This is a genomic window from Phenylobacterium sp. (assembly GCF_016124325.1).
In the GTDB taxonomy this organism is placed as follows: Bacteria; Pseudomonadota; Alphaproteobacteria; order Caulobacterales; family Caulobacteraceae; genus Phenylobacterium.
This window is the reverse complement of sequence record NZ_WGNY01000019.1, coordinates 258,397-280,585: the sequence shown is the minus strand read 5'-3', so window position 1 is coordinate 280,585 and position 22,189 is coordinate 258,397. Positions and strand designations below refer to the sequence as shown.

Here is a 22,189-nt window from a genome sequence, read left to right as displayed (position 1 = left end):
CGGCCGCCGGTGCGCGCGAACCTTGCGCGGACCTGTGCGCGATCCGCTCAGGCCGCCGCGACGGAGGTGCGCAGCCAGTCGGCGAGCGTGATCGTTCCGAGACGTGCGCCAGGGCCCGGGGTCAGGGAGCGTTCCTCGAGCACCGCCCCGAAATAGGGCGCCTGCGGATCGGCGACGACGCGGCGCGGATCCGACGTCGCGGCGAGGTACGCCTCGGCGAACGCATTGATGGGCATGGCCTCGGGGCCGCCGATCTCGATCGTGCCGTTCAGCGGCGCGCCGACGGCGACGGCGGCCAGGGCCTCCACCACGTCGTCGGGGTGGATGGGCTGCATCAGGGCCGTCGACAGACGGATCCGGCCGTCGACCTGGGCCGACGCGATGATCCCCTCAATGAAGGGGAGGAACTGCGTGGACCGCACCAGGCTGTACGGGATCCCGCTGGCCTTGATCAGGGTCTCCTGCGCCACCTTGGCGCGCAGGTAGCCGCTGTCGGGGAGCCGGTCGGCGCCGACGATGGACAGGGCGATGTGATGGCGCACGCCCGCAGCCGCCTCGGCGGCGAGCAGGTTGCGGCCGGCGGTCTGGAAGAACGCCATCACCGCGTCGTCGGCGAACGAGGGGGAATTGGCGAGATCGACCACGACGTCGGCGCCGGCCAGGACTTCGGCGAGACCCTCGCCGGTCACGGTGTTGACGCCGGTTTCCGGCGCGGCGGGGACGGCCTCGTGGCCGAGATGGTTCAGGCTGGCGACAAGGCGCGATCCGATCCGGCCGGTGCCGCCGATGATGACGTACTTCATCCTGCTTCTCCTCGGTGAAGGGCGGGTGTGTTGAGACCGCCGCATGCTAGGCCGACGCCAGGCGCCCGCGTATCGACCGAAGGGTTAGGCCAAGGCCTGCGTGGGTGGCCGAAGGCGCTGCAGAGCCTCGCCCAGGGTCGAGGCCCCGGGTCGAGGCGCCTCGATCTCAGTCGCCATACCGAACGGCGCGCGCGTCGGCGCTCGACCTACGGCGGAGATGACCTGGACCCCGGGCGTGGCGCCGCGCCGCCCATGGGTGATGGTCGCCATGCCGCCGCGCCCCGCACTCTGGGCTGGTCATCGCAACGCCCCCGAAGGACACGCCCATGAGCCCGCGCTTCAATGCATTCAAGGTCGCTCCCGACCTGATCAAGGCCCTGATGGCCGTCGAGACCGTCCTCGCCGACAGTGGCCTGGACCACGGACTGCTCGAGCTGGTGCGGCTGCGCGCCTCCCAGATCAACGGCTGCGCCTTCTGCATCCACATGCACGCCGTCGACGCCACGACGCACGGCGAGCCGCCCCTGCGGATGATCATGCTGAGCGGCTGGCGCGAGTCGCCGCTGTTCACCGACCGCGAGCGGGCCGCTCTGGGCTGGACCGAGGCCCTGACCCGCATCGCCGAAACCCACGCCCCGGACGCCGAGTTCGAGATGGTGAAAACCCATTTCGATGAACGCGAGATCGTCGCCCTGTCGGTGCTGATCGGCCAGATCAACGCCTGGAACCGGCTGCAGATCGCCGCGCGTGTCACCCATCCCGTCGCGGCGAGCAAAGCCGCCTGACGGTCCGTTCCGGAGCCCCTCCCCCGGCCAGGAACGGCGAAGACGCCCTCTCTCCCCCCGCCCCGACCCGGGAGAGAGGCGTCTTCGGATCGGCAGGGGCCCCGGCCCCAAGCCCCGAAGGATACCGCCATGCTGAAGTCCGCCTGCCTCGGCCTCGCGCTGCTGCTCTCGTTCGCCGCCGGCGCCAATGGCGCGTTCATGCTGATCTCGCCCGGCGGCTGGTACGCCGCCGTCCCCGGGGTCACCACGACGGGGCCGTTCAACCAGCATTTCATCCGCGACATCGGGCTGATCTTCCTGCTTCTCGGCCTGACCCTGTCGATCGGCGTGAAGCGGCCTGAGGTGCGGACCATATTCTGGACGGTCCCGGCGGTCTGGCTCTGCGGCCATGCGCTCTTTCACCTGTGGGAGGTCGCGGTCGGTATCTGTTCGGCCTCGGCGCTGTCGCGCGACTTCCCCGCCGTCAGCCTTCCCGCGATTCTGACCGGCCTCTTGGCGCTGTGGTCGTGGCGCCAGGATCGCCGCGCCTGACCTGCGCGCCGTGGGTCCGCTCTCGCGGATCGGCGACCCGCGGCCGGCGCGTCTGCGCCGGCCGCGAGGCTGTTCACGTCCCGACGTCAGATCCGCGGGGGCAGGAAGTCGTCGGCGTCGTCCGCCCGCGGAAACGCCACCACGGTCTCGCCCGCGACCTGCCAACCCTTGGGATCCTTGCGCAACCGCAGCTCATAGAGCGCCGGCGGCCTGGCGGGACTCATGCGCCGATAGAGCAGGGCTGTGGCGTGGTCGCCCTGCTGCTCGACGTGGAGCACGCGATGCTCGGTGGACAGCGGCGGATCGCCGGCCGCCCCGCGCGCCGCGAACTCCGCCATCATGGCCGCGCGTGGGACACGCTCGACCCGCCCTTCGCCGCTGACGAACAGGATCGACTGGTCGGGCGCGTAGAGGGGCTCCATCTGATCCATCCGGTAGTGGCTACCGTGCTCGACGACGCGCCGGATGAAGGCGTCGATGGCGGGGTCATATGTGTCGGTCATTGGGAATACTCCTGGGATCAATGGGGGTCAGGCCAGGGTCGCGCCGCCATCGACGGCGATGTCGACGCCCGTGACGAAGGCGCTGTCCGTGGAGGCGAGGAACACCGCGGCCTGGGCCAGCTCCTCGGCCTCGGCCAGGCGTCCGAAGGGGATCGCGCGCGCCATTTCGACGTCGAAGGCCGCCCGGCGATCCCCCTCCACGCCGAGCTTGCCGATGATCGGCGTGTCCGTCGGACCGGGTCTGAGGACGTTCACGCGGATGCGGCGATCCTTCAGCTCCAACGCCCAACTGCGCGCGAAGGCCTCGATCGCCGCCTTGCTTCCGGCATAGACCGCATGCCCCTCGAGCACCTTCCGCGCCGCGATCGAGCTGACGAGCAGGATCGAACCGCCGTCGCGCAGCCGCGGGACGATCTTCTGAACGCCGAAGAACGTTCCGCGCGTGTTGGTGAGGAACTGCCGATCGTAGTCCGCCGGGGTGACGTCGGCGCTGTGCTGGATGTCGATGACGCCCGCGTTCGCCACATAGATGTCGGCGGCGCCGAACCGCTGCGACACGACGTCGGCCACCTTGTCATGGGTTGCGAGATCCGCCACGTCGCCCACGACCCCGGTCGCCGAGGCGCCCAGCGCCGCCACGGCGGCCTCCACGGCTTCGGCGCGGCGGCCGACCAGGACGACCTGGGCGCCCTGCGCGATGAAGGCGCGGGCGGTGGCGAAGCCGATGCCGCTATTGCCGCCGGTGATCACCGCCACCTTGTTTGAAAGTCTTGTCATTGGATGCCTCCTTGGGGATGGCCTCCAATTGATGGGCGCCGGTCTGGCCTTACAGGCCTTCGCCTGGCGCATCATTCATTCCGAGATGTCCGCAATGCAGGCCCTGAACATCTTCATTCGCGTCGTTGAGGCCGGGTCGTTTACCGGCGCCGCCCGGGCGATCGGCACGACGCCGTCCGCGGTGTCCAAGAGCATGGCGCGGCTGGAGCGCCGACTGGGCGCGCGGCTGTTCGTGCGATCGACGCGGGCCTTCGCCCTGACGCCGGAAGGCGAGGCCTATTTCGAGCGCATTGCGCCCTTGGTGCGGGCCGTCGAAGAGGCGACGGAAGTGCTCCACCCGACGGGCGCGGCCACTGGCCGCCTGCGGCTCAGCATGCCGGCCGATTTCGGCCGCGTGCTCGTCGACGCCCTGACGACGCGCTTTCACCAGGCGCATCCAGGCCTTCAGCTCGACGTGACCATGACTGACCGGCGGGTCGATCTCATCCGTGAAGGCTACGACGCGGTGATCCGGGTCGGCCGCGTCCCCGACACCGGCTTGATCGCCCGGCCGCTCGGCGCGCTCTCCATGGTCCTGGTGGCCTCCCCGCGCTACCTGGTCGTTCGCGGCGCACCCCGCAGCGTCGAAGCGCTCGCCGATCACACCCACGTCCGCTACCTGCTTGGCGGCCGGCCCTACCCGATCAGCATCGAAGGGCGTGAGGTCACGCCGCCGCCGGGTCCGTTCGACGCCGACAGCGGCGAGGCGATGCGAATCGCCGCGCGCAACGGGCTCGGCGTCGCCCAATTGCTGCGGGCCTCGGTCGCGGACGAGTTGGCGTCGGGCGAACTGGTCGTCGTCCTGCCCGATCATCCGCTCCCGCCAGCGCCGGTTCAGATCCTGCACGCCTTCGGGCGCGCCGTCCCGTCGCGGGCGCAGGCGTTGTTCGGATTTCTCGAGGCCGAGATGCCGCGCTGGCGCTAAGGCCCCATTCAGCGTCTTGCCGCCGACATGGCGCCATCCGTCTCGCCGTAAGGCGAGAGCGGCCACGCCCCGAGGATAGATGATCGCCCCGCGACCGGGCCCTAGGTTCGCATGGCCCTTCAAGCAGCCCTCGAGCGGAACATGACTCTCAGCGTCGTCGCGCGGATCCGGGACGCGGTCCTTCCCAACCGCCCATCGGCAGCCGAGACCGCCGTCCAGGTCAGCGGCCTGGACGTGGACGCATATGGCGCGCCGGTCACCTTCGGCCCGGCGCGCTGGCTGGTCTGCTTCGTGCCGGGACTTCGCCACCAGGCCTGGCATCGCCTGGTTCATCGCACCCACAAGCACGTGCTGATGCTGCGGCGGAACGCCGACGACACCTGGACGCTGTTCGAGCCGTGGTGGACCCGGTTGCTTGTGCGGTCGATCCGCGCCGACCAGGCGGTGAAGTACCTGCGCTGGGCCGCCTTGGGGGACGCGCTCCTCGTCGAGGAGGACGTGCCGGGCCACGGCAGCCAGCTCCGCGGCTGGGCCAACTGCGCCAGTCTCGCGGCCTTTGTCCTCGGCCGACCCTATCGGGTCTGGTCGCCGAACGGCCTGTTCCGGCGCCTGCTCGCCGAAGAGGGCGTGAAGCGGGTGGACGTCCGGGCGATGCTTGGCCGCCTGACCGCTCCAGAGTCGCAAGATGGTCGCCGCCGGGCGCCGGGGCCTGACCTGACGTCCAGCGGTCCTACCTCCTGGGGATAGGACGTCCTGCGCCCCGGGCCGGATCGTCACTCGGAGGCGAGGTTCCTAGGTCTGGATGGAGCTTCCGACAGCCGCGCGTGAAGCCCCAGCAGAATGGAATCACCATGACCTCTCCCAAGACCCAGACCTCAAGGCGCGGGGTGATGACCGCCAGCCTCGGGATCGCCGCCGTCGGCGCCGCGACCGCCGCCACAACACAGGGCGCCAGCGCCGCCCCCGGTCGTCCGGCGACCCGCGGAAGCAACATCCTGGCGGTGCGCGACGGCACGCAGATCTTCTACAAGGACTGGGGCCCCTCTTCCGCCCAGCCTGTCGTGTTCCACCACGGATGGCCGCTCAGCGCCGACGACTGGGACAACCAGATGCTCTTCTTCCTGGAGAAGGGCTATCGGGTCATCGCCCACGACCGGCGCGGGCATGGTCGCTCGACCCAGACCGACACCGGCAACGACATGGACACCTATGTCGCCGACCTGTTCGACCTCACCGATCATCTGGACCTGAGGAACGCCATCCACGTGGGGCACTCCACCGGCGGCGGCGAGGCGGCCCACTACGCCGCGCGCGCGAAGCCGGGGCGCGTGGCCAAGGTGGCTCTGCTCGGAGCGGTGCCGCCGATCATGGTGAAGTCCGCGAAGAACCCCGGCGGCCTGCCGCTGGAGGTGTTCGACGGCTTCCGCGCCGGCCTGGCGGCCAACCGGGCCCAGAACTACCGCGAGATCGCCTCGGGACCGTTCTACGGTTTCAACCGCCCCGGCGCGAAGGTCGTTCCCGCCATGGTCGACAACTGGTGGCGCCAGGGGATGATGGGCGGCGCCAAGGCGCAGTACGACTGCATCAAGGCGTTCTCGGAGACCGACTTCACCGACGACCTGAAGGCGATCGAGGTCCCGGTGCTGCTGATGCACGGCGACGACGATCAGGTCGTGCCGATCGCCGACGCCGCCCTGATCGGCATCAAGCTCCTCAAGCACGGGACGCTGAAGGTCTACCCGGGCCTGCCGCACGGCATGGCGACGACCCACGCCGACATCATCAACGCGGACCTGCTGGCCTTCTTCAAGGCCTGAGGTCCGCGCGCAAGCGCCGCGGGCGCATTTCCGGCCGCGCCGACCTCGCCCCTGGAGGCGGCCCTGTCGGAGCCGAACCTCGAACCCCCGGCGCTTGCGCCGGGGGCTTGTCTGTCGACTCGGCCGTGACGCCGATCGGCCGGCAAGACGGCAGGGCAGGCCCCTCGTCGGTCTCGCCGCATCCCGTCCGACAGGTCGACCTTCCGAAACTTCAGGCGGGCCTCGCCCCCAGGATGGGTCGCGCACGGCGCGACGATCTCCGTAACCTGGGCCGGTCGGCAATCCCGGTCCTTGGGGCCGACCTTCACCCGAGGTGGCAACATGCAAACTGGCTTCAAGCCTGAGCCGACGGACGCGCCAAGCGATGGGTTACGCGGCGAACGGGACGCCCTGCGCCGCGAAGCGCTTGGGCTGATGACCGCCGGAATGACGCACGATCTGGATCAGATGATGCGGGTGCTCTCCAGCGCGACGCGCGTCCTCGACGGACAATCCGAACCGCGAAACATGGAAAGCCATCAACCGCTCGTGGCCGCCGCCCTCCGATCGCTGGACCGCGCGGCGGCGCTGATCGGACTCTTCGCTGGCGCGCGCCGGACGGATGGCGCAGGCGTCGAAGACCTGGATGTCGCGCTCTGCCTGGCGGCTCTGGAACCGCTCCTGCAATGGATGGCCGGAGAGACGATCCGCGTGGACCTGCGGGTCAGCCCGGCCTGCGCTCGGGTCGCCTGTCGCCGCCGCGATTTCGAGACCGCGCTGCTCCATCTGGTTCTCAACGCCCGGGACGCCATGCCGGACGGCGGAATCCTGACGATCGAGGCCGCGGATCGGGATGGCGCCGGAGCGTCGAGACGGGTCGTCCTGAGCATCACCGACACCGGCTCGGGCATGGACGCTGCAACCTTGTCGTGCGCGTTCGAGCCCTTCTTCACCACAAAGGGCGGCGACCGCGGCGAAGGTCTCGGCCTTGCGATGGTGCGTCGCTTCGCCCAGGCCGCGGGCGGCGGTGCGACCGCTTGCAGCGCCCCGCGCAAGGGAACCAAGGTTACGCTGAGCCTGCCCGGGACGACATGACCGTACGCCTCCCAATGAGCCGGCCGGCCAGGCGCCTCCCGCGCCAGGTCCGAAGCGGCTTCGCCGTTTGCGCCCCGGCGATCGGCCCGCCCGCCTACAGGTCGGCTCGCCATGCCTATGCGCACGTATGGCCCGTTCTGGTCCTGAGACCAGTCGAACCTCGCCGCGGCCGGACACTAGATTCCCGCCTGCCGCGTCTGAAGCGGTGACCGGAAGGACAAAGACCATGAAACTCGACGATATCTCGCGCGCCCTGGGCGCTCATGCCGACGAGCTGGTCCCGTCGCGCTACGCGCTCAAGATCGGCGACATCGACGTCCTGGTGGTCAGCGACGGGGTTCTCCCGCTGCCCACCAGCACGATGTCCACCAACGTCGATCCGGCCACACGTACGGCCTGGTTCAAGGACCAATTCCTCGGCCCCGACAAGTTCGACTGGGCCCTGAACGTCATGGTCGTCCGGAGCGGCGACCAGACCATCCTCATCGACGCCGGTCTGGGCGGACAGTTCTCCGGCTTCCCGCGCGCCGGCCAGTTCCCCCAACGCCTGGAAGCGGGCGGGATCGATCTCGGATCGATCACTGACGTCGTCGTGACCCACATGCACATGGACCACGTCGGCGGCCTGCTCGTGGACGACGTCAAATCCCGCCTGCGCCCGAACGTGCGAATCCATGTCGCCGCGGCCGAGGTCGAGTTCTGGAAGGCGCCCGACTTCACCCATGCCGTCATGCCGGAGCCCATCCCCGACGTGCTCCGCTCGACGGCAGCGCGGTTCGTGGAGCTGTACGGCGACAACCTCCTCACCTTCGATGAGACCTTCGAGGTGGCGCCGGGCGTGACCGTGCAGCGCACGGGCGGCCACACGCCGGGCCACAGTATTGTCCACGTCCTGTCCGGCGATCAGCGCCTGATCTTCGCCGGCGACGCCCTTTTCCCCGTCGCCTTCGACCACCCGGACTGGCAGAACGGCTTCGAGCACGACCCGGAGGAGGCTACCCAGGTTCGCATCCGCCTCATGAAGGACGCCGCAGCGAGCGGCGATCTGCTCGTCGCCAGCCATCTGCCGTTCCCGTCCGTCGGCCGCATCGCCGCCATTGGCGACCACTTCCGCTGGATCGCCGGCTTCTGGGACTACTGATCGGGACATGTTCTGCACCTGACCAATGAGCTGGCTCATCGGCAAAATGAGCCAGCTCTCCGGCGCCCAAAGCCGTGACAGTTCGGGCCAGGAGCGGAAGTTGGGACCATGCCGGCAAGCGGACCTTGAATCGGCCTTCCCGGCGACGCCCGCGCCGCCTGTCCTGCCGCGCGTCAGGCTGCGATCTTCAGGCGTCCTGCGAGAACACCTCGTCGTACGCACACGGGATGCGGCGCCAATCGGCGCGCAGCGCCTCGGCGGCTGCGCGCTCGGTCACGGACATCCGGGCGGCCAGATCGTCGGCGCGCGCGGCGGCTTCCGCGTGGCCGTTCGCACCCGCCAGCGCGAACCAGGCCTGCGCCTGCGACAGGTCCTGATTGGCGGCGACCGTGCGCATCAGTTTCCGGCCCCGCGAAGGCGAACGCGGGTTCTCGCCAGCATAGATGCGGCCGAGCTCGTATTGCGCGGCGGGATGACCTTGCCGCGCCGCGCGGCAGAGCCATTCGGTCGCCATCTGCGTAGACGACTCCGCTCCCGTCAGACAGCAGTACGAAAGCCCAAGCCGGTACTGCGCGTCGGCGTCGCCGCTCACGGCCGTCGGCAGAAGCTCGGCGCGCTCTGACGCGCGCGCTGCGTATGTCGCGCCGCTGAGTGTTGCGCCGACGCAGCCCGACAGTCCGACGACGAGCGCCGCCGATAGAAGGCGCCTTGCGCGCCGCCATTCCGTTCGCATCTTTTTTCGCTTTGTTGATCGCGTCGCTCGACGCCACTGCACGCGACCGACGATCGCCGCCGTCGCGCCCTTCCATCCGCTCGCCGTCAGTCCAGCACGGCGATCTCGCTTTGACTGTCCCGCGTCAGCAGGAGGTAGAGGCAAGGCACGATGACGAGCGAAAGCAGTGTCGAGGCGACCAGCCCGAAGATGATGGCGTAGCACAGGGGCGCGTACATCGAGCTGCCCGTCGCCAGCGGGATGAGGCCGACCACCGTCGTGATCGAGGTGGTCAGGATCGGCCGGAGCCGCGCGGCGGCGCCGTCGGCGGCCGCTTCGGTGATCGTCGCGCCTTCCTGCAGGCGCTCGTTCATGGTCGCGACCATGACGATGCCGTTGTTGGCGACAATGCCGATCAGCGAGATGACGCCCACCATAGCAAAGAAGCTGAGCGACATGCCGGTGATCCAGAAGCCCAGGAATGTGCCGACGAGCGCCAGCGGCATGGTCGTCATCAGGATCACCGCCTGGCTGAAGGAGCCGAACACGATGACCAACACGGCGAACACCATGACCAGCGCGACCACGAGCATGACGCCGGCCGAGCCGAAGGTCTGGGCGGTCTCGTCGGACTCGCCGCCGATCGACCAGGCGTAGCCCGCCGGCCAATCGGCGCTGGCGGCTTCAAGCCGCGTCCTCAACTCCGAGTCCACATCGCCGACATTGGCGCCGCTGACCTTGGACAGGACCGTGATGGCGCGTTCGCCGTCACGATGCAGGATGGAGGACGGCGCTTCCGAAAGTTGCGGATCCACCAGCGACAGCAGCCCGACCGTGTATCCGCCCGGGATGAAGGCGCGCACCAGGGCCAGGTCCTGCATCCGGGTGGGTCCGCCCGCCTCGCCGCCGCGTCCCTCCCAGTCGAGCCCGAGATGGATGTCGAGATCCTTCTGCGGGCCACCGGTGGCGAACACGCCGACCTTGTCGTTCGACAGGGCGTAGCGGATCTGCGCGGCGAGATCCTTCTGGGTCAGACCGAAGAAATCGGCCGCCTCGCGCCTGGGATGCAGCGAGAGCTCGGCTTTGACGCTGCCGAGATTGTCCCGGACGTCGGTGGCGCCGGCGATGCCGCCCAGGATGTCCTGAACCTGCGCGGAAAGCCGTTGCAACTCGCCCATGTCGTCACCCGTGATGTCGACGGAGATCGGATCGTCTGTGGACGGCCCGCCGCTTTCGCTGGTGACCAGCAGCCGCGCGCCCGCGACATTGGCGTCGAGCCAGCGCCTCAGGTCCTCGCGGATCTCGCCTTCAAGGGCGTAGCTCGGCTTGGTCCGGTCGCCGCGTTCGACCAGCGTTATGGAAAGCCCGATGAAGTTCTCCGCGTCCGAGGGCTCCAGCGCCGACAGGATCGAGCCGGACGCGAAGGGGCTCTTTCGGCCGACCAGCTTGCTGACGCGTTCGACATATGGCTGCTTGCGCAGCATCTCTCCGACATCGTCGGCGACGCGCTGCGAGGCGCTCAGCGTCGTCGACGGCGGCAGTTCGATATTTACGCCGACATTGATCCCGTCCTTGGGCGGATACATCGTGACGGGGACCTGGGTGGCGGCGACCAGCGAGATCAGGAACACGCCCAGCGCGCCGGCGGTCCAGAGCATCGCGCGCCGCTTGCTCGCCAGCGTAGCGGCCAGACTCCAGGCTTTCAGCCGCGCCGACATCGCGCCCATGATCCGGTCGGCCTTGGTCTCCTTCACCTCGGCGCCCTGCTTGGCGACGCGGCCGAGCAAATGGCGCGAGAGCGGCACGCTGACCAACAGCGCGGCGACGAACGCCACCGTCAGACAGGCGATCGCCGTGACCGGCAGAACGCGTATGAACTTGCCGGAGATGCCTGCGATCGCCATCAGCGGGGCCAGCGCCAGCACCGTGGTCAGCTGACCGGCGAACGCCGGCATGCCGTATCGTTTGATGGTGGCCAGCGCCGCCTGACCGAAGGTCTTCCGGTTTGCGTAGATCTCCTCGTGGATGCCTTCCATCATGAGGATGAACACGTCCACCAGCAGGCCGAGCGCGAGCACCATGCCGATGATCACGAGCTCATTGAGGCTGTAACCCAGAAGCCAGATGATGATCAGCGCGCCGCTGAAGGACAGCGGGATCGACAGGCCCGCGATCAGCCCTTCCCGCCAGGTCAGGATCAGGAAGAGGATGACGAACACGATGATCATGGCCTGAAGGCCGTTCACGAAGACGCCGGAAAGCGACTCCCAGATCTGCTCCGACTCATCCTGCGTGACGGTGTATTCGGCGCCCTTCGGCCAGATCGGGGTCTGCCGCCATTCTTCCAGGTCGGCCTTGATCTCCGCGATCAGCTTGACCGTGTCGGCGCCGGGCGTCTTCTTGATCGAGATTTCGATGGAACGGCCGAACGGAGCGCCGTCCTCGCTGAAGAACGCGCGCGTCGTCTCGGTTTCGAACTTGCGCTCCACGCTCGCCAGTTCGCCCAGGCGCATGGAATGTTCGTTGAGCGCGCCCCCGCGGTGGACGATCGGCAGATCGCGCAAGTCCTCGACGCTTTGGAACCGGCCCTCAAGCCGCGCGACGGCATTGATCTCCTCGCTTTCGATGTCCCCGAACGGCTGGTCGAGATTGGCGGCGGAGATCGCCTGGGTGACCTGTGTGGGCGGCACGCCAAGGGCCAGGAGCCGTTCCGGCGCCAACAGCACCTGGATGATCTCATCGCGCGCGCCGCCCAGTTCGGCGGCCTTGACGCCGCCGATGGTCGCGATGCGCGCCTGCAGTTCTTCGGCGAGCTGGTTCAGCTCGGCTTCGGACTCCGCGCCGGTCAGCGCGATGGTCATGATCGGACGGTCGTCGACCGACACCTGCTGGATATCCGGGGCGTCGGCGTCGCCGGGCAACTCGGCCTCGGCGTCGGCGACCGCGTCCCGCAGCCGCCGCATCGCCTCGCCGCTGTCCGACTCGGCGGTGAATTCGACGGCGATGACCGAAAAGGAATCGAAGGAGGCGCTCGAATACGCCTTCAAGCCCGGCAGGGTCGCGATCTCGTCCTCGACGCGCCGCGTCACCTGGTCTTCGATGGTCTGCGGATCGGCGCCGGGCCACGCGGTCGTCACGATGGCGCTCGGAATGTCGAGATCGGGCAGCGACTCCTTGGTCAGGCCCAGATAGGCGAAGACGCCGCCCACCAGGAACAGCAGGGCCAGGAGCGTCGCGAACGTGGTCTTGAGGAACAGGAAGCGCGCCAGCGGATGCGCATTGGCGACTTCCTCCGTCTCGCGCGGCGTGTCGCCGCGCGGTTCATCCTTGCGGTTGATTTCGGACATCGGGGTCTTTCGATCTATTCGATGGGCTGCGGCGCGGCGCCGATGAGGCGGACGGCATCACCGTCGGCGAGGCGGGAACGTCCGTCGGTGACGACGACGTCGCCAGGCTTGAGACCCGCGAGCACTTCAAAGCCGCTCGGGCCCTCCAATCCGGTCCGGATCGCCGCCTTCGAGACCCTGTTCGCGCTGCGATCCAAGCGGAACACGAAGGGCTTGGAGTTCTCGTACCGAAGCGCGTTGATCGGCACGACGACCGCGTCTTCGGCCACGGGGCCGGCGATCCAGACCGTCATGAACTCACCGTCCTGGATCTGCTTGGCGCCCTGGACGGTGCGGATCCGGACCGCGAACGTGCGCGTCTCGGGATCGATCGAAGGGCTGACCGCGTAGACGCGGCCCCCGATCGCCGCAGCCGGGGGCGGGCCGCCTTCCCGGGCCGACCCTGTGGAACCGGCCTGCGCCATCAGCACGTCGGCGCCGGCTCCGACGCGTCCGAAGGCGTACGACGGCAAGTTGACCCGCACCTCGTACTGGGCCGGGTTGACGATGACGACGGGAACGGTGCTCAGCGCCGCCCCCTCGTTCGCCGTCTGCACCTGCTGCGGGGAGAAGTAGTACCCCTGCTCGATGTTCAGGCGCGCCACCACGCCGTCGATGGGCGCGACGATGCGCGACTCAGCGGCCGACAGAGACGCGTTCTCGTATTGCACGCGCGCCCGCTTCAGCTGGGCCTGGGCTTCGTCGTACTCCTGCTGTGAGGCGGACCCCAGTTCGAGCAGGCGCTCGAAGCGGTCGAAGGTCCTTTGCGCCAGCTCGAGGTTGGCTTGCGCCTCGCGGACGGCCACGTGGGAAAGGCCGGAGGGCTGATCGTCCGCTCGAACGTTCTTGGCCTGATACGCGATAAGCTGGCCCTTCCGGACGCGATCGCCTTCCTTGAGGGACGGGTTGAGGTACGCGATGCGCCCGGGGCTTTCGAAGCTCAGGAATTCGCGCTGAACCGCCCGCGCGGTGCCTTCGCCGAAGATCCAACGTTGCACCTCGCCCCGCTGGATCGCGGCGACGCGGACGCTCACCTTCGCTTGGGACGCTTGCGACTTGGCCGCCGTGTCCGTCTTGGCCGTGCATCCGGCCGTGAGGCACACGACGAGCGCCGGCGCCAACAGCTTCAATTTGCTGCGCATGTTCTACTCCGAGGATGGGCTTGCCGCCGCGCCCGGGTTCGAAGCGTCGAACCCGCCGCCGAGGGCGAGATGAAGGTCAATTCTGTTCTCCAGCCGCTGACGGCGGGCGGCGATGTAGGCGCTGCGCGTGTCGAGCGCGCGCTGCTGCGACTCGAGCACCGTCAGGAACGGCGCCACCCCTTGCGCATAGCGGTGGTAGGCGATGCGTTCGGCCTCGGTGGCGGCCTTGGACGCCGTCGCGAGGGACGCCTCGCGCGCGGCGAGGAGCGCCTCCCTGGCCAGCGCCGACTCCACTTCCGCGAAGGCCGTGAGCGTCGCTTCGGCGTAGGCTTCCACCGCTTCGCGCTGACGCGCGTCCGACAGCACGACGTTGGCCCGCAGGCGGCCGCCCTGGAAGATCGGCTGCACGGCCTGATGCGCGATCGACCAGACCGAGAAGTCGCCATCCAGCAGATCCGAAAGATCGCTGGATAGCCGCCCCGCCGATCCGGTCAGGCTGATCGAGGGCAGAAGGGCGCGCTGCGCGGCGTAGGTCCGCAAGCCCGCGGCGCGCACCGCCTTTTCGGCGGCGATGAGGTCGGGGCGGCGGGCCAAGAGATCGGCCGGCGCGCCGGCGGGCGGCGGCGGCGGCGCGTCGGGCAGAACGTCGGGCGTCGCGATCTGGCCCGCCGGGTAGTCCCCGAGGAGGACCTCCAGCTGGCGGGCGGACTGCTGGTAGGCGTCCGAGCGTTGGCGCAGGCCGGCGCGCGCTGTTTCGAGGTTGGCGATCGCCAGGAACTTGTCGGTCGGCGACGCAACACCGGCGTCGGCGCGGTCGCCGACCTGGCGCGCCGTCTCCTCCAGCGCGGCGACCGTGCGCTGGGCGAACTCAAGCTGTTCCCGAGCCTCGATCGTGGCGAAATAGAGCTTGGCCGTCTGCGCCGCCATCGATTGGCGGGCCGCCCGAAGGTTCTCCGCCGAAGCGAGGAAGTCCTCTTGCGCCGCGCCGTCCAAAGCGGCGATCCGCCCCCAGAGGTCGGCCTCCCACACAACATTGAGCGAGATCCCGACGTTGTGCGTTTCCACGGATGTCGCTCGGCCGCCGGCGTCAACCAGGGGAAATCCGGCGAGCGATTGCTGTTGCTTGGCCGCGCCGAGCCCCGCCGAGAGCTGCGGCCAACGGGCCGCCCCGGCGATGCGCGCCTGGGCCTGCGCCTGATCGGCGCGGGCGGCGGCCCGCAGGACCCGCGGATTTTCCATCTGCACTTCCGCGATCAGCGCGTTCAGCCGAGCGTCGCCGAAGCTTTCCCACCAGTGATCGTCAATGGGAGCGACGGGGGTTGGCGTCCCCCATTCCTGTGCGCCGCTGTAGACGTCCACGTGTGGCGGCGCGCCGGATGCGCAGGCCGTCACGGCGAGCGCGGAGGCGATCGTCAAGACGTGCAGGCGGCGTTTCATGCGATGTTTCACCTAGAAGTTCGTCGCCGCGTCGTCGTGGTGCGGCGATGGAGCTTCTAGGGCGCGCCCATGGCGCGGATGTCCCACTCAGGAAGAGAATTGTCGCAAAGTGCATCAGTGGAAATGCAGCGCCCGCGACGCCCAGAACAGGGTGGGGTCAGATGTGAACATCTGACCGCTGAGTTGTGCTCTAGATTCCAAAGTGTGGAGCGCGTTCGAGCGGCGAAGCCGCCCACACTTTCGCCTAACGCGCTCTAGCGGTCGGCCTATTCCACCGCCGTCAAAGGCATTCTCAGCATGGCGCGCGCGCCGCCTTCAGGGCGGTTCTTGAGCGTGATTTCGCCGCCGTGACTGCGCGCGATGGTGCGGGCGATCGCCAGTCCCAGGCCGAGCCCGCCCGTCTCGCGATTGCGCGAATCCTCCAGGCGCACGAACGGCTCGAACACGGCCTCCTGCTGGGGATCGGGCACGCCCGCGCCATCGTCGTCGATCTCGACCACAACGTCTTCCCTGAGCACGCGAAGGCGAACTCTCGCGCGCTGGCCGTACTTGAGCGCGTTCTCGATCAGGTTTCGCAGCGCGCGCGAGATCTGGGCCGATCGGATGAAGACGGCGAGCTTGGCTTCTTCGCTCTCGAACACGACGTCCTGTCCGAGATCCCGATAGTCGGCGCAAAGAGCGTCAACCAGGGCTGGCAGATCGACCTTGCGGGTCTGTTCGGGCGCGACGCCTTCGCGCACGAACGACAGGACGGCGTCGATCGTGCTTTGCGCCTCTTCGACGACGGCGATCGTGCGATCGCGATTCTCGGGATCTTCGATCATCTCGGCGCGAAGGCGCAGCGTGGTGAGCGGCGTGCGCAGGTCGTGCCCGATGGCGCCGATCATGCGCCTCTGCAGGTCGATCAGCCGTGCGCGCCCGTCGTTCAACGCGTTGAACGCCGCGATCATGTGGCGCACGTCACTGGGGCCTTCCTCGGGAATGGGCGCGACCTCGCGGCCGACCCGCAAATCCTCGCATGCGTGGGCCAGACTGCGCAGCGGACGTGAGATCAGCCACGCCAACCAGAGCGTCACCGCGATCGCGGCGGTCAGCAGGAGCGCCGTGCCCGCCAGCACCCGCCCGCCCAGCTCGTGGGCGATCTGCGGCGTGCGCAGCACCGAATTGAGCCAACGCCCGTCCGGGAGCGGCGCGGAAATCACCGTCAGCTGGAACTGCGCCTTGTCGTTGGCGCCCGGCGCTTCACGCAGCGCGGCGCCGAGCCCGAGTTCGCCCAGGACCATCCCGGACTGGGTGACCACGCGGGACATCTGCGTCGAGTTCACCACATAGGTCCGCGCCGCGGCGCGGTCTGCGGCAGCCTCCAGGCCGGCGCTCCGCAGGCGGCGGTCAAGCACGCGCTGGAACTGGCGCGGTTGGTCGCCGTCGGGAAAGCGGGCGACGGCGGAAAGCTTACCGACGTCGAAGAACTGCAGTTGACCCTGATCGTTGACCACCAGGGGCGCGGCCGACCCGCCGTGATGCAGCGCCTCGGCGCGCTGCACGAATTGGCCGATCGCCGCGGAATGCTGGGCCAGCGCGAAGGACAGCCGCCGTTCGCCGACGATCAGCGCGACATTCGCGCATTGCGCAATGAGGAGGGTCGCCGCGACCGCTACCGCCATGCGCATTGCGAGGCTGTCGAGCGGGCGCTTCACTTGCGGCGCTCGACGTCGCCGACGAACTGATAGCCGCCGCCCCACACCGTCTTGATGAAACGCGGATTGGCGGGGTCTTCTTCGATCTTCTTGCGCAGGCGCGAGACCTGATTGTCGATGCTGCGGTCGAACGCCTCTGCGTCGCGCCCCTGGGTGATGTCGAGCAGCTGCTCGCGCGACAGCACCAGACGCGGCCGCTCCAGGAAACTCACGAGCAGGCGGAACTCGCCGGTCGACAAGGGCACGACCACGCCGTCGGCGCCCACGAGCTCGCGCTGACCCACCTGCAGCGTCCAGGGGCCGAACAGGACGCGCTCGCCAAGCTTGGCGGCTTCAGGCCTCTGCGCCCCTTCGAGCCGGCGCAGCACGGCGCGAATGCGAGCCAGCAATTCCCGTGGATTGAAGGGCTTGGGGAGGTAGTCATCGGCACCCAGTTCGAGGCCGACGATCCGATCGGCGTCGTCGCTGCGCGCCGTCAGCAGTATGACCGGCGGCCCGTCGGTTTCGCGCAGGTGGCGGCAAAGGGACAGGCCGTCCTCGCCGGGCATCATCACGTCGAGGACGATGAGATCGACGCGCTCGACGCCCAGAAGGCGACGCGCCGCCGCGGCGCTCTCGGCCAGCGTCACGCGCAGGTCTGCGCCCTTGAGGTATTCGCCGACCAGGCGGCGAATCTCGTGCTCGTCGTCGACAACCAGGATGTGGGGCGGACGCGACTCGGGTTCGCTCATGTTCAAAGTCTCCCTGGCCTTGGGCGACAAATCTGCGTCCGTCGCGAGAGTCGCTTGGGCGCCACCTGCGCGCGCCTGGACCGACCTTCTAGGCCCAAAATGTCCCCCATAGACGGCGGTGGAAGCCTGAATTGTCGCAAATTGTATCGATCAGGCGCGCGGACCTCCGGCCCGCGACGGCGCATGAAGCCCAGATGGCGCGCCGACCGGCCAGCGATCGGACGCCCTGCGCGCAAAGCCGCCGACCCTGCGCCATGCGGCTGAAGGGTCGGCGGCATCCGCCGGCGGGAGGGGGGAGGTGCGCCGGCGGTGGTGGCCACGCGCGGCTGGCGCCGGACGCGGCGAGCCTTGGATCAGCGCCTCGACGCCAACCTGGCGCGCGCCTGCGCGCGCATTTCGTCTTCCATCGTGTTCAGCTCGGCGAGCTGGGTGGGCGTCAGCACGCCGTCGAGGTCGCGCATCATGCGCTCCGTCTCGCCTTGAAGCGCGCTGCGCAGCGACCGCGCCTCGCGCATGCTGATCGAACCGTCGGCCCGCGCCTTTTCGACGAGCGCCTGGCGGCGTTGGAAGCTGGCGCGCATGATGGGTTCGGCGCGCGTGCGCTGTTCGGCGGTGAGGTGAAGGCGCTCGACGGCGCCCTCAAGGCGTTGAGTCACCTCCGCCCGATCCGGCGGCGAAGCCGGCTGCGCGCTTGCGCCGCCGATGGAGACGAGGGTCGCCGCGGCGGCGACGGCCATTAGAGTGCTGATCGTTGTGGTGTTCATGGGGTTGGTTCCAAAGCAATGAAGGCCGCGGCGTCGCGCGGCGGTGTGTGGCTTTGTGAAGCGCACCTGTGCCGGGGATGTCCCCGCGAACAGGAAAGTTGTCGCAATTGGCGCCAACGCTCACGCGCCCAGCTCGGTGTCGGGGAAGAGACACCATTCGTAGCCAACTCGGGCGGGACCGTCGCCGTCCTTCCTCGTCACATCTCAAGCGCCCCGTGTGTCGCCCCTGCGCCACCTCCGGTCCTTCTCCTTCCCAAGCGACCTCCCGCGCATCTGCGCGTTCGCCAACTTCAGCTGTCTCGCGAGCGCCAGCAGCTCCGTATCCGGCGCCGGCAGGGTCCCCACGAACCGCTTCACCTGCGCGCCGAGCTCGCGATCGCCGGCGTCCCCCGACGCCTGCAGGAGCTTCGCCTGCGCCAGATAGAGTCGGCGGATCGCGGCCTGTCGCCTGGCGATCTGTCGGTCCCACGCCGTCGCCTCCACCCCGCCGCCGAACGCGGCCCGCGCGGCGTCCCGAAGCTTGCCGGCCGCGACACAGCCCATCCGTCCGCGACCCTGCGCGTGGCGCTCGCGCAGCCGCCGGATCGCGCCGCGCTCGGCGCGGCGGGTGACCCCGCGCGCCCGTCGCGGGGTGGCCTCGGCCTCCACGCCCCGCTCGCGGAGCGCCCGCGCGAAGCCCTGCCGCCAGGTTTCGAGGTCGGCCTTCTTCGGCGAAAGGCGGGTCCCGTCGTCCGCGAGCGCCCGGACCGTCAGGTGCGCATGCGGATGCGGCGTGTCGGTGTGCAGCACGAGCAGATACTCGTGGCGCCCCGCGAACGTCTCCCCCGCGAAGGCCCGCGCCGCGTCGTAGAACGCCAGCGGGTCCGTCCCCGCCGGCATGGAGAGGATCAGGCTCACGCTGAAGGGCGAGGTCGCGCGCCGGCGGCTGTCCAGGAGCGCCGCCGCCGACCAGTCGCGCGCCAGGTCCGAGAGCTCGCGCCGGCCCTCGATCGGCCAGCCGTCGCGATCCTCGGCGCGCAGCTGTCCGTTGCGGGTGACGTAGCTCAGGTGCGCCGCCAGATGCGCCGGATCGCGGGTCCGCCCCGTCACCTTCACCATCACCTCCGGCGCGCGGCCCGCCACGCGCCGGAGGCGGTCCCGGACCGCCCGGCCCGCGTCCAACCCGGCCAGGACGGACTCCGGGCGGCGCACGCGCGGGCGCACGGGCGGCCGCCACACCTCCTCGAACCCGGCGACCGTCCGGAACGCGCTCACAGGTCCGCCGCCCAGTAGGCCAGGTTGCCGGCGAAGGCCTCGCCCAGGCCGGCGATGTGGGCGGCCAGCTCGCCGCGCAGGTCGTCGACGGCGCCCAGTTCCAGCTCGAGCACGCGACCCTCCATCACCGCCGTGTTCAGGGCGCGGGCGATCTGGTTGACGTTGACCCCGATGCGCCGGACCTCGCCATGGATGGCGATCAGCGCGAGCTCGTCGGGCCGGGCGAAGCGCGGCGCCCCGGACGCGTGGCGCCGGACGAGGGCCGCCACCCACGCCGCCCGCGGCAGGCTGAGGGCCGCGGCCTGGTCGCGCACGTGGCGCGCCTCGGGCGCGGCCAGCCGCACCATCAGGCGCATGGCGTCCCGTCGCCCAGGCGCCGTCGGCGAGGCGGCCGGCGGGCCGGCGCCCGCGGCCGACTCGACGAGCCGCCGCAGCAGGGCCGAGCGCCCGCCCACGGGCGCCGCCGCGGCGTCGAAGCGCGCCGCCAGGTCGCGCGTCACACGGGCGCTGAGCACGGGGATGACGGGGACTCCTGTCTACAAAGCTGCCGGCAAGGCTATCCTGCCCTAGACCGCCGCGAGGCAGCTTGGCCCCTCCCCTCGGCCGCCACGAGGGCGCAAGCCCCTCCCCCATGCGCGAGGCCGGCTGGCGACAAGCCGGCGCCGCCCGACCGCTCAGCCGAATTCGACGACGAGCTTGCCGGTCGCATGGCCCCGCTGGCTGACGATCTGGGCCGCGATCGCCTGGTCGAACGGGAACCGCCGGTCGATGTGCATCGCGAACGCGCCCCGCGCGCACAGCCCGGCCATGGCGGCCAGCAGCCCGGCCGGGTCGACCGGCGGCCCATGGCAGAACCTCGCCCCGTACCGTTCGGCGGAGACATCGGCGACCGAGAGCACCCGCGAGGGCCGGCCGACGATCGCGATCAGTTCGGGAATGATCCCCGAGCCCGCCACGTCGATGGCCGCGTCCACCCCGCCGGGCGCCAGCCCGCGGACCCGCGCCGCCAGCCCGGGCCCATAGGCGGTGGGGACGGCGCCGAGCGCGCGGAGATAGTCGTGGTTGGCCGGGCTCGCCGTGCCGATCACCGCGATCTCGCGCAACCGCGCCAGCTGCAGGATCGCGCTGCCGACGCCGCCGGCGGCGCCGCTCACCAGAAGCGTCTGGCCGGGTTCGACGCCGACCTGGTCGAGCGCCCGCGTGGCGGTGTCGCAGACCACGGGCAGCGCGGCGGCGCCCGCGAACGACAGCGCCTCGGGCTTCCGCGCCCAAAGGGTGAGGATCGCCTGCCCGGCCATGGTGGCCTCGCCGAACCCGAACACGGCGTCGCCGACCGCGACGTCCGTCACGCCGGGTCCCAGTTGGTCGACGACGCCGGCCCCCTCCACCCCGAGGCCGGCGGGGAAACGGACGTCCTCGAACGCGCGGTATCGCCCCTCGCGACGTTTCCAGTCGGAGGGGTTCACGCCGGCGGCGCGAACCACGATCCGCACCTCGCCGGGGCCGGCGCGGGGCGGGTCGACCTCCACGATCTGGAGAACCTCGGGGCCGCCGTGTTCGTCGTATCGGATCGCCTTCATCACTGCGCTCCAGCCGTGACGCCCTGGGCGGCCGCCGCGGTCCCACGAGCCCCAAGGGCTGGTGGTGGTTGTCTTGGAGACGCTGATCGGGCCCCGCCCTCCGCGGGGGCCGACGTGTGCTCGACCGACCGGAACCGACGCGCGGCCTGGTCGATCGCTTTTCGCGACGGCGGCCCTATAGCCCGGACGGTCGCGCGACGCCATCGTCGTGACGCGGCCGCGCCGACGCCCCAGGGTCGCGCGGCCTCGAAAGGCGGGCGGCGGCTCCCCGGAAGGAGCCGCCGCCCGGGGGCTCAGTGGGTGGTGGCCCGGTTGCGGGACCAGACCAGGGCGTAGCCGTCGTCCGCGTCCACCAGGTTGGCGTAGATCGGGGCCGGGAAGCTGGGATCGTCGAGCTTGACCGAGAGATAGTCGCGGTTCTCGCGCGAGGTCTTCTTCCAGGCCGCCCCGAACTCGGTGCCGCCCGCGAAGATCCGGTAGTCGGGGGCGTTCTCGCTCTCCCGGTCGACGGGCCGCAGCTGCGCCTGCTTGACGTTGAGGCTGAGGGTGCGGATCGAGCCCGCGTAGGAGCCGTCGCCGCTCTTGGTGAAGGTGCCGATGGTCGCCATGGGAAGTCTCCTGTTCGATCGGGCCGCGCCTGCCGCGGCCTCGATGGCGCGCGAGAGTCGAGGTCCGCCAAGGCCCGCCGCAGCCGCCAGGCCCGCAGCGCGAGCGGAGGACGGCGAGGCGCGGGCTTTCCTGCCCCGCGAGGAATGGGCGAAGCCCAGGGGACGAAAGCCCAAGCCGCCGTTGCGGCGGGACGAGGACCTTGACCCCCTCACGCCAGGAGAGGCCGCGCGGGCGCCGGCCGGACCCGGAGACCCCCACGCCCTGGCCGACCGCGCCTCGCCCGCGGCGCCCGACGCTCCGCCGAACCCCCCGCCGCCGCATCGCCGGGCCGGCGCCCGTCCGCACGACGACGCCGCGACCGCTCCCGCCGAAACGCTACGCACGCACGCCGACCCGGCCTGAAGGATCTCCCGCCCGGGCGCCGCGGCGCCATCGGCTCGAGCGCGGCCGGGACCGGCCAAGCGGCGACCGCTGCGCCGTCC

At 70.1% G+C, this 22,189-nt stretch carries 21 protein-coding genes; 7 read left to right on the top strand and 14 right to left on the bottom strand.

What is annotated here, in order from left to right; all coding sequences use genetic code 11:
- Nucleotides 1-47: 47 nt before the first annotated feature.
- On the bottom strand, nt 48-803 hold the full coding sequence (locus GC203_RS12125) for an SDR family oxidoreductase (RefSeq protein ID WP_293454645.1): 756 nt from the start codon (nt 801-803) through the stop codon (nt 48-50).
- 326 nt (nt 804-1,129) lie between these two features.
- Here GC203_RS12125 and GC203_RS12120 point away from each other — a divergent pair, with 326 nt between their 5' ends.
- Nucleotides 1,130-1,588, top strand: coding sequence for a carboxymuconolactone decarboxylase family protein (locus GC203_RS12120; protein WP_293454642.1), 459 nt, complete (start codon nt 1,130-1,132; stop codon nt 1,586-1,588).
- A 129-nt stretch (nt 1,589-1,717) separates the two neighbouring features.
- The gene (locus GC203_RS12115; RefSeq protein WP_293454639.1) at nt 1,718-2,119 is read left to right on the top strand and encodes a hypothetical protein; all 402 of its coding nucleotides are present in this window, start codon (nt 1,718-1,720) and stop codon (nt 2,117-2,119) included.
- Nucleotides 2,120-2,205: 86 nt separating this feature from the next.
- Here GC203_RS12115 and GC203_RS12110 read toward each other — a convergent pair whose 3' ends face one another.
- The gene (locus tag GC203_RS12110; protein ID WP_293454637.1) at nt 2,206-2,622 is read right to left on the bottom strand and encodes a hypothetical protein; all 417 of its coding nucleotides are present in this window, start codon (nt 2,620-2,622) and stop codon (nt 2,206-2,208) included.
- 27 nt (nt 2,623-2,649) lie between these two features.
- Nucleotides 2,650-3,399 (bottom strand): SDR family oxidoreductase, encoded by a 750-nt coding sequence (locus GC203_RS12105; protein WP_293454635.1) that lies wholly within the window; start codon nt 3,397-3,399, stop codon nt 2,650-2,652.
- A 31-nt stretch (nt 3,400-3,430) separates the two neighbouring features.
- Between GC203_RS12105 and GC203_RS12100 the strand changes: the two genes are divergently transcribed.
- The 5 genes from GC203_RS12100 (at nt 3,431) to GC203_RS12080 (ending at nt 8,395) form a co-directional block, all read left to right on the top strand.
- Nucleotides 3,431-4,363, top strand: a complete 933-nt coding sequence (locus GC203_RS12100; protein WP_293454634.1) for a LysR family transcriptional regulator — start codon at nt 3,431-3,433, stop codon at nt 4,361-4,363.
- A gap of 141 nt (nt 4,364-4,504) precedes the next feature.
- Nucleotides 4,505-5,110, top strand: coding sequence for a hypothetical protein (locus GC203_RS12095; RefSeq protein ID WP_293454632.1), 606 nt, complete (start codon nt 4,505-4,507; stop codon nt 5,108-5,110).
- Between the two features lie 104 nt (nt 5,111-5,214).
- Nucleotides 5,215-6,180, top strand: coding sequence for an alpha/beta hydrolase (locus GC203_RS12090; protein ID WP_293454629.1), 966 nt, complete (start codon nt 5,215-5,217; stop codon nt 6,178-6,180).
- 321 nt (nt 6,181-6,501) lie between these two features.
- Nucleotides 6,502-7,254 carry an ATP-binding protein gene (locus GC203_RS12085; RefSeq protein ID WP_293454626.1) on the top strand — a complete coding sequence of 251 codons (753 nt, stop codon included), beginning with the start codon at nt 6,502-6,504 and terminating at the stop codon, nt 7,252-7,254.
- A gap of 226 nt (nt 7,255-7,480) precedes the next feature.
- Entirely contained in the window at nt 7,481-8,395 is a 915-nt protein-coding gene (locus GC203_RS12080; RefSeq protein WP_293454624.1) for an MBL fold metallo-hydrolase, read from the top strand.
- A gap of 187 nt (nt 8,396-8,582) precedes the next feature.
- Here GC203_RS12080 and GC203_RS12075 read toward each other — a convergent pair whose 3' ends face one another.
- The 11 genes from GC203_RS12075 to GC203_RS12025 all read right to left on the bottom strand — a co-directional run bounded on the left by GC203_RS12075 (nt 8,583) and on the right by GC203_RS12025 (nt 21,706).
- Nucleotides 8,583-8,987 (bottom strand): hypothetical protein, encoded by a 405-nt coding sequence (locus GC203_RS12075; protein WP_293454623.1) that lies wholly within the window; start codon nt 8,985-8,987, stop codon nt 8,583-8,585.
- A gap of 227 nt (nt 8,988-9,214) precedes the next feature.
- The gene (locus GC203_RS12070; protein WP_293454621.1) at nt 9,215-12,454 is read right to left on the bottom strand and encodes an efflux RND transporter permease subunit; all 3,240 of its coding nucleotides are present in this window, start codon (nt 12,452-12,454) and stop codon (nt 9,215-9,217) included.
- Nucleotides 12,455-12,468: 14 nt separating this feature from the next.
- Nucleotides 12,469-13,635, bottom strand: a complete 1,167-nt coding sequence (locus tag GC203_RS12065; RefSeq protein ID WP_293454618.1) for an efflux RND transporter periplasmic adaptor subunit — start codon at nt 13,633-13,635, stop codon at nt 12,469-12,471.
- Nucleotides 13,636-13,638: 3 nt separating this feature from the next.
- Nucleotides 13,639-15,072, bottom strand: coding sequence for a TolC family protein (locus GC203_RS12060; RefSeq protein WP_293454615.1), 1,434 nt, complete (start codon nt 15,070-15,072; stop codon nt 13,639-13,641).
- Nucleotides 15,073-15,338: 266 nt separating this feature from the next.
- Nucleotides 15,339-16,769 carry an ATP-binding protein gene (locus GC203_RS12055; protein ID WP_293454612.1) on the bottom strand — a complete coding sequence of 477 codons (1,431 nt, stop codon included), beginning with the start codon at nt 16,767-16,769 and terminating at the stop codon, nt 15,339-15,341.
- Entirely contained in the window at nt 16,766-17,530 is a 765-nt protein-coding gene (locus GC203_RS12050; protein WP_293454609.1) for a response regulator, read from the bottom strand. The genes GC203_RS12055 and GC203_RS12050 overlap by 4 nt, the downstream gene beginning before the upstream one ends.
- Before the next feature lie 323 nt (nt 17,531-17,853).
- On the bottom strand, nt 17,854-18,264 hold the full coding sequence (locus tag GC203_RS12045) for a hypothetical protein (RefSeq protein ID WP_293454606.1): 411 nt from the start codon (nt 18,262-18,264) through the stop codon (nt 17,854-17,856).
- Nucleotides 18,265-18,468: 204 nt separating this feature from the next.
- Nucleotides 18,469-19,518: a relaxase/mobilization nuclease domain-containing protein gene (locus GC203_RS12040; protein WP_293454603.1), complete on the bottom strand. Its 1,050-nt coding sequence runs from the start codon at nt 19,516-19,518 to the stop codon at nt 18,469-18,471.
- The gene (gene mobC, locus GC203_RS12035; protein ID WP_293454601.1) at nt 19,515-20,033 is read right to left on the bottom strand and encodes a plasmid mobilization relaxosome protein MobC; all 519 of its coding nucleotides are present in this window, start codon (nt 20,031-20,033) and stop codon (nt 19,515-19,517) included. Before mobC ends, GC203_RS12040 begins: the two co-directional genes overlap by 4 nt.
- A gap of 159 nt (nt 20,034-20,192) precedes the next feature.
- Entirely contained in the window at nt 20,193-21,098 is a 906-nt protein-coding gene (locus tag GC203_RS12030; RefSeq protein WP_293454598.1) for an NADP-dependent oxidoreductase, read from the bottom strand.
- A 293-nt stretch (nt 21,099-21,391) separates the two neighbouring features.
- Nucleotides 21,392-21,706 (bottom strand): DUF736 domain-containing protein, encoded by a 315-nt coding sequence (locus tag GC203_RS12025; RefSeq protein WP_293454595.1) that lies wholly within the window; start codon nt 21,704-21,706, stop codon nt 21,392-21,394.
- Nucleotides 21,707-22,189 lie beyond the last annotated feature (483 nt).

Bases quoted from the DNA above. Each gene is read 5' to 3' on its own strand.
- GC203_RS12085 (WP_293454626.1), top strand. From the start codon at position 6,502: ATGCAAACTGGCTTCAAGCCTGAGCCGACGGACGCGCCAAGCGATGGG.
- GC203_RS12090 (WP_293454629.1), top strand. From the start codon at position 5,215: ATGACCTCTCCCAAGACCCAGACCTCAAGGCGCGGGGTGATGACCGCC.
- GC203_RS12105 (WP_293454635.1), bottom strand. From the start codon at position 3,399: ATGACAAGACTTTCAAACAAGGTGGCGGTGATCACCGGCGGCAATAGC.
- GC203_RS12110 (WP_293454637.1), bottom strand. From the start codon at position 2,622: ATGACCGACACATATGACCCCGCCATCGACGCCTTCATCCGGCGCGTC.
- GC203_RS12095 (WP_293454632.1), top strand. From the start codon at position 4,505: ATGACTCTCAGCGTCGTCGCGCGGATCCGGGACGCGGTCCTTCCCAAC.
- GC203_RS12115 (WP_293454639.1), top strand. From the start codon at position 1,718: ATGCTGAAGTCCGCCTGCCTCGGCCTCGCGCTGCTGCTCTCGTTCGCC.
- GC203_RS12030 (WP_293454598.1), bottom strand. From the start codon at position 21,098: ATGAAGGCGATCCGATACGACGAACACGGCGGCCCCGAGGTTCTCCAG.
- GC203_RS12045 (WP_293454606.1), bottom strand. From the start codon at position 18,264: ATGAACACCACAACGATCAGCACTCTAATGGCCGTCGCCGCCGCGGCG.
- GC203_RS12100 (WP_293454634.1), top strand. From the start codon at position 3,431: ATGGGCGCCGGTCTGGCCTTACAGGCCTTCGCCTGGCGCATCATTCAT.
- GC203_RS12125 (WP_293454645.1), bottom strand. From the start codon at position 803: ATGAAGTACGTCATCATCGGCGGCACCGGCCGGATCGGATCGCGCCTT.
- GC203_RS12080 (WP_293454624.1), top strand. From the start codon at position 7,481: ATGAAACTCGACGATATCTCGCGCGCCCTGGGCGCTCATGCCGACGAG.
- GC203_RS12060 (WP_293454615.1), bottom strand. From the start codon at position 15,072: ATGAAACGCCGCCTGCACGTCTTGACGATCGCCTCCGCGCTCGCCGTG.
- GC203_RS12120 (WP_293454642.1), top strand. From the start codon at position 1,130: ATGAGCCCGCGCTTCAATGCATTCAAGGTCGCTCCCGACCTGATCAAG.
- GC203_RS12070 (WP_293454621.1), bottom strand. From the start codon at position 12,454: ATGTCCGAAATCAACCGCAAGGATGAACCGCGCGGCGACACGCCGCGC.
- GC203_RS12025 (WP_293454595.1), bottom strand. From the start codon at position 21,706: ATGGCGACCATCGGCACCTTCACCAAGAGCGGCGACGGCTCCTACGCG.
- GC203_RS12065 (WP_293454618.1), bottom strand. From the start codon at position 13,635: ATGCGCAGCAAATTGAAGCTGTTGGCGCCGGCGCTCGTCGTGTGCCTC.